A 5,062-nucleotide genomic window follows, 5' to 3' on the forward strand; every position below is an offset into this window, starting at 1 on the left:
CAGGACATGGCGGGCGTCATGCAGCATACGCAAAAAGACGGATGGACTACCACCCACAATGAATACGACTGGGGCGGCAGTAATAGCTGGACCAACTATTATGATATCCTGAGAAACAACCAGCTGGTATATGACCGCGCGGTCACCTTACAAAATGAGTTGCAGCAAGGCGTGGCACTGGTCATGAAATCTATGATGTTTGGGCTCATCACTGATTTGTGGGGAGATGCACCTTATTCCCAGGCCTTGAAAGGAGAACAGGGCGCGGGCGCCACTACACCGGTATATGATCCGCAGGAAGCTATTTATACCGGCATCCTGGCAGACCTGGAAAAAGCCAACACCCTGCTTTCCAAGCCTAAAGCCGCTTATCCTGCCCTTATTGATGCAGTAGATGTGTACTACCAGGGCGACCCTGTGAAATGGCGTAAAATGGCCAATTCCCTCGCATTACGCTACTATATGCGTTTGTCGGAGAAGCTTCCGGCTGTGGCAAAAGCAGGTATTGAAAAAATAGTTGCCGATCCTGCACAGTTTCCCATCATTACCGATGCGGCAGATGATGCTACCATGTCGTTCCCCGGCAACAGCAACGCCGATTCCTGGCCGGCGAATGTGGTGTATGATACTGACAGCAGCAATTACCGCCGCCTGAAAATGTGCAATACCCTGGTGAGTTCCCTGCAAGCCCTGCATGATCCCAGACTGGGCGTATGGGCTAATAAAGTACAATGCTTCCTGTTGGTAGACGATACCAAACCTCCCGGTACCGGCAATGTGTATAAGCCTACTGATACGGTGGTTGCCGGCGAAAACAGGAAAGTAAGATATATCTCACCAGATGTACTCACGTCTAAAGGGTTAACCGTAAATGACATTAACCAGGACGTAAACTATGTGGGATTGCCACCCGCTATTTCCGGACCTGCCGTATATAATTTAAGTCCGGATGCCGCGCAGGCTTCCCGGAATCCACATGTATCCTGGCTGAACGATATTTATAAACAGGCCAAAGGGCCCTTGCTGAAAGCCCGGTTAATATCCGCCGCTGAAGTACATTTTATTTTAGCAGAAGCTGCCGCCATCAAAGGCTGGGCTGCCGGCGATGCAGAAACACATTATAAAGCCGCCATACAAGCCTCTTTTAACACATGGGGCATTGGTGGCAGCCTAAACGCTTATCTTACACAACCAAATGTACAATTCAATCATACACAGCAACAGATCATTGAGCAAAAGTGGATTGCCAGCTGGACAGCCGCCACGGAAGCATGGGCTGACTATAAGCGAACCGGTTACCCGGTATTAAAAGCCGGTCCTTACGCAAAAGGCACGGTGGTACCTGTTCGCCTGTACTACATGCTGGAAGAAAGGAACCTGAATAAAGCCAATATCGCTGAGGCCATGAAACGACTGGAAGTAACCAACTATTCTGCTTTTGGCGCTAATGGCCCCCAAAATAGTCCCTGGTCCAAACCATGGATTATTCAGGGCACCGGCAAACCATGGTAAGTATTATTTTTATTACGTAAATTATTCTTCCGCATATGAAGCAATTATTTTTTAAAACCACGACCGCGTTATTTGTCAACCTGCTTTTCCTGACAATCGCCTTTGCCCAGCAAACCGTTACACCTGCCACCGCGCTGAAAAGTTATCTGAACAACGGTGATCAGTCCTTTCACTGGGAACTCAAAGATTCCTTTACCGTTAATAATGTGAAAGCCTATAGCATCCTGCTCACCTCTCAGAAGTGGCGGGAATACACCTGGACACATCAGTTAACTATTTTTGTACCAGCAGCCGTGAACTATGATGGCGCCCTGTTATTCATCACCGGTGGTTCCGTGAAAGAAGGGCTGCCTAACTGGAACGGACCTACGGACGAACTGTATCAGCAAATGGCGGTAGTAGCCGGTACCAACAAAGCAGTGACAGCGGTGCTCAGACAGGCACCCAACCAGCCGCTCTACAAAAACCTCACAGAAGATGCGCTGATCTCTTTTACACTCCACAACTTTAAAGAAGATGGCGACTATACCTGGCCCCTGCTTTTCCCGATGGTAAAAAGTGCGGTTCGCGCCATGGACGTAGTACAGGCATTTACCAAAGAAAAAGGCATTCATACTATTAACCGCTTCCTGGTATCCGGCGCCTCCAAACGTGGCTGGACTACCTGGCTCACCGGCGCCAACGATTCCCGTGTAGCCGCTATTGCGCCCATGGTGATTGATGTACTGAATATGCCGGTAAGTCTGGATTACCAGATTAAAACATGGAAAGAATACAGCATTCAGATCGAAGACTACGTGAAACTGGGTATTCCGCAAACAGCACATACCGAAGGTGGACTCGCCATCAATACCATGATAGATCCTTACTCCTATCGCCAACTGCTCACTATGCCCAAAATGATTTTCATGGGGACCAATGATGAGTACTGGGTGGTGGATAATATCAAGAATTATTTAGACAGCATCCCCGGCAAAAATTTGCTCAACTATACGCCCAACGCCGGTCATAACCTGGGCGATAAGAAACATGCATTCGAAGGACTCAGCGCCTTCTTTGGCACCACACTCAATCAACAGGCATATCCTGAATGCAGCTGGGCTACCAAAACCCGTCATGGTAAAATCCAGCTGACCGCAAAAGCCAGCGCCGACAAGCTGACGGATGTGGTGCTCTGGTCCGCTTATTCTCCCGACCTGGATTTCCGTAATGACAAATGGTCCTCACAAAGTTTGGGCAAAGCACATCAGTCTACCGTAAAAGTAAGCACGCCGCTACCGGCCAATGGCTATCGCGCCTTTTATGTAGACCTTCAATATACCAATCCCACCGGCGGCACCTACACCGTTAGTACACGTGTATTCGTGACCGATACCAAACAGATTTTATAATCAACATGTACATGAAAAAAATATTCCTCTTCGCCGGCACCTTTATATTTAGTTATTCCGTTATCGCACAACAGGCAGCCTCACCGCTGCCTGTTACCAAAAATAAATTTGTGATAGTGGCGCATCGTGGCAACCATGTGGATATGCCGGAGAATACCGTAGCGGCCATAGAAGCCACCATTCAGGCTGGTGCAGACTATGCAGAACTGGATCTGCGCACCACCAAAGACGGGCAACTGGTGCTCATGCACGATGGTACTGTAAATCGCATGACCAATGGCACCGGCAATGTAGCCGATCTTACCCTTGCCGAAATCAAACAACTAAAAGTCAATAGTAAGGACGGGAAAGATTACCGCGTACCCACGTTTGCAGAAGCGCTGAAAGCCTGCAAAGGCAGGATGAACATTTACCTGGACTTTAAAGACGCCGATGTTGCGGAAACCTGGAAACAAATACAGGCTGCCGGAATGGAAAAACAGGTAGTGGTGTATCTCAACAAAAAAGAACAATATAAGCCCTGGAGAAAAACAGCGCCACAGCTGCCGCTGATAAGCAGTGTACCGGAGGAAATGAACAGTCCTGCGCAACTGGGCTACTTCCTAGACAACGTTGCGTTGTCTGTTTTGGATAACGTAACCGATAGCGCCATGCTCGCCGTAGCGCGGCAACACAACGTAGCGGTGTGGCTCGATGCACAGTCGCCCTCTGAGGGTCCGGCCGACTGGAACGCCGCCATGCGAAAAGGCGTGCAAGGCATACAGAGTGATCATCCCGAAGCACTGGTCAGCTATCTGCAGCAAAACAAGTTGCGTGATGGCCTTAGCGGTACTGCGATGCCTGTTGCTGTTGCCGCAAAGGCCCCGGCTTATATTACCATGCGCAACGTTTCTTATGGCGATGCAGGAGAAGATAATACACTCGATGCCTACATCCCGGAAGATCATAATTCGAATACCAAAATCATTGTATACCTGCATGGCGGCGGCTGGACAGGCGGCGACAAAAAAGAATTTCCGCAACAGCTGATTGAAGAACTGGCAGGCAGGCTGCACTATGGCGTAGTATCTATGAACTATCGCCTGATCAGGGATAACAAAAATATTTACCCTGCTCAGCTGGATGATGTGCGGAAAGCATTGGCATTTATTTCTTCCAAATCTAAAAAACTAAAATTCGATGGCAGCCAGTTTGCCCTGATAGGCGGAAGTGCAGGCGCTTATCTCGCCTTGCAGTATGCCTATGCCCAAGATAGTTTACACCAGGTAAAAACAGTGGTGGACTTATGGGGGCCCACAGATTTCACCGATAAAAAAGTGCGGCAGGAAAATAAAGAAGCAGATGAAAAAGTAGCGCGCCTGCTCGGAGAACCTGACCCGGAAGCTAAAATTGCTTTCGATGCCAGTCCTTATTATCAGCTCACAAAAGCCAGTGGCGTGCCTACCATCCTGTTTCATGGCGGGGAAGATCCGTTGGTACATGTGAGTCAGGCGGAGAAGCTGCACGCGAAATTAACTTCGTTGAACATCCCTACGCAATTTGAATTATATCCAACAGAAAAACATGGAATGGGCGCCACCGCTTCCATGGATGTATTTTCAAAAATGATTACCTGGTTGAAAAAATACTACCCTGCCCAATAATTATTTGTGCAGTCCTCTCTTACGCAGGTATGCCAATAGTTTTTCCGGGAAGTTTGTCTGGATGGCGTTGGCATACTTTGCGTCTTTCAGGCGCTGATCAAACCCGCTATCGGCCTGTTGTCCCTCCATATCATCATACTTTCCCAATGCGTTGATCCAGATCCTGGTACCACTGTGCGTGATGCGTTGCATCAGTGAGTCTGTGTAAAAAGAATCATCTACGTGGATCACCGGAAATTTACCCATTGTCAGAATTTCGTTTATCTCCTTCACGTTATGCGCCCTTGGCATGATGGGTAACGCTGGATTCCATTCGCGCAGCTGTGTGGCAAAGGCATACTCATAAATAAAGAACAATACCTGGTCGTTCATGTTATGGGCGGTAATCATTTCCACGGCTTGTTTTGCGGCGGCGGGGCTATCTGCTTTAAAGTCTACATCCACCATAATTTTTCCTTTGGTGAGCTGGAGTACTTCTTCAAACGTTGGGATTTTTTCTTTGGTAGGCTGCCCGTT

4 protein-coding genes are annotated in these 5,062 nt (G+C 48.5%); 3 read left to right on the forward strand and 1 reads right to left on the reverse strand.

Annotated features, from left to right (window positions below):
* The 3 genes from VIP81_RS08130 to VIP81_RS08140 all read left to right on the forward strand — a co-directional run.
* Positions 1-1,512, forward strand: a 1,512-nt coding sequence (locus VIP81_RS08130) for a SusD/RagB family nutrient-binding outer membrane lipoprotein (protein ID WP_331958235.1), incomplete at its 5' end; no start/stop codon positions are given.
* A gap of 35 nt (positions 1,513-1,547) precedes the next feature.
* Positions 1,548-2,903, forward strand: coding sequence for a PhoPQ-activated pathogenicity-related family protein (locus tag VIP81_RS08135; RefSeq protein ID WP_331958237.1), 1,356 nt, complete (start codon positions 1,548-1,550; stop codon positions 2,901-2,903).
* 11 nt (positions 2,904-2,914) lie between these two features.
* Positions 2,915-4,546: a glycerophosphodiester phosphodiesterase family protein gene (locus tag VIP81_RS08140; RefSeq protein ID WP_331958239.1), complete on the forward strand. Its 1,632-nt coding sequence runs from the start codon at positions 2,915-2,917 to the stop codon at positions 4,544-4,546.
* On the opposite strand, the gene VIP81_RS08145 is transcribed toward VIP81_RS08140, so the two are convergent.
* Positions 4,547-5,062, reverse strand: a 516-nt coding sequence (locus VIP81_RS08145) for a hypothetical protein (RefSeq protein WP_331958241.1), incomplete at its 5' end; no start/stop codon positions are given.

The organism is Chitinophaga sp., from assembly GCF_036566945.1.
In the GTDB taxonomy this organism is placed as follows: Bacteria; Bacteroidota; Bacteroidia; order Chitinophagales; family Chitinophagaceae; genus Chitinophaga.